This is a genomic window from Paraburkholderia sp. BR10872 (assembly GCF_040965835.1).
In the GTDB taxonomy this organism is placed as follows: Bacteria; Pseudomonadota; Gammaproteobacteria; order Burkholderiales; family Burkholderiaceae; genus Paraburkholderia; species Paraburkholderia nodosa_A.
Window position 1 is genome coordinate 1 of sequence record NZ_JBFRCN010000157.1, and the last position, 448, is coordinate 448.

The 448-nt window shown below is 63.6% G+C and carries 1 protein-coding gene; it reads left to right on the plus strand.

Annotated features, from left to right (window positions below; translation table 11 throughout):
- The coding region (locus AB4Y43_RS40495; RefSeq protein WP_368730292.1) for a divalent metal cation transporter at positions 1-448 on the plus strand (448 nt) is incomplete at both ends.

Below are 448 nucleotides of genomic sequence, written 5' to 3' on the forward strand. Positions count from 1 at the left end.
TGCTGTGCCTGTTGAGTCTGCTGCTGATCCCGGTGCTCGTTTCGATTCACCCGCCCGTGGGCGTTATCGCGCGCGACTTCTTCGTGCCGACCTGGCCGGCGAATTCGAAGCTCTCCGACGTGATGCTGCTCGTGATCGGCATCGTCGGCACGACCGTCGCGCCGTGGCAACTGTTCTTCCAGCAGAGCTACGTGATCGACAAGCGCATCACGCCGCGCTTCATGAAGTACGAAAAGGCGGACCTCTGGATCGGTATCGCGTTCGTGATCGTCGGCGCTGTGGCGATGATGGCCTTCACCGCCGCGCTCTTTGACGGCAAGCCCGAGTTCGGCAACTTCACCGACGCGGGTGGCGTGATTGCGGGTCTGCACAAGTACGTCGGCCAGACCTCGGCCACGATCTTCGCCGTGGCGCTGCTCGACGCGTCGATCATTGGCGCCGCCGCCGT